General features: G+C 40.2%; 2 pseudogenes. One reads left to right on the top strand and one right to left on the bottom strand.

Annotated features, from left to right (window positions below):
- Positions 1-190, bottom strand: a pseudogene (locus R7R78_RS25435) (AMP-dependent synthetase); the annotation flags it as partial.
- A gap of 366 nt (positions 191-556) precedes the next feature.
- Between R7R78_RS25435 and R7R78_RS25430 the strand changes: the two are divergent.
- Positions 557-815, top strand: a pseudogene (locus R7R78_RS25430) (transporter); the annotation flags it as partial.

Below are 815 nucleotides of genomic sequence, written 5' to 3'. Positions count from 1 at the left end.
GCCCACGTAGTGCGCTGACGAGCTTGAGAGCCTGATCGGCGACTTCTGCGTAAGTAAACTCGACAAACTGTCGGTTAATGATTTGTTTTAGGTAGACCTCATTCGGGCGCTCCGCTGCCCATTTAAGAATCATTTCATTTGGTGGTGGGAGAGCGCAACCAGCAGTGCTATTTATTTTCGGCTGATTCATGTTTGGTGACTCCATGTCTTCTCGTTGTATTTATAATTGTTAATGCATTGTTAACTTTAGCATGTTGAATTACGACACGGGAACGCATTTTGATGAATTCTGTGGAGATCATAGCGATTTGCAATTGACGATTTTTTCTTCATCTCTAGTTGATGTCAAAGATAAGCGATTTATTTTAAAAACATTATTGCGAAATCTGAGAATCTATTCTAATCATTTATAAATGAGTAGTTTAATGTTGAATCACGATTCGGATACTTGTTGGAAGTGTTCTCATTATTGGCTCTACTATGAAAAGTAAGAGGCTTCTCTTTAAGGTGCAGCCCAAGTTTGCTTGGATTAGATCATTAGAAAAAGGAAAATGTGATGTTAAGGAAGAGTTTGTTAGGGAGTTATCTTTGTAGCTTATTTTTAGTTGGTCAAGCGTACTGTGCCGAGGGCGATGATATACCTCAGAGAGCACAAACAGTTGGTGATGTTATTGAGCGTCCAGGGGTCTTAACTCCCAAAGGGAAGTGGTCGTTTGATTCGTCTCTAAGTTATACGCAGAACTCTTCAAATAAAGTTTCTGTTGTTGGGTATACGGTGTTGCCAACGTTGATCGTTGGTCGCATCGAGGTTAGTG

This window comes from Vibrio sp. 2134-1 (genome assembly GCF_033339495.1).
The sequence above is the reverse complement of the archived record's forward strand: the minus strand, read 5'-3'. Positions and strand labels throughout refer to the sequence as shown.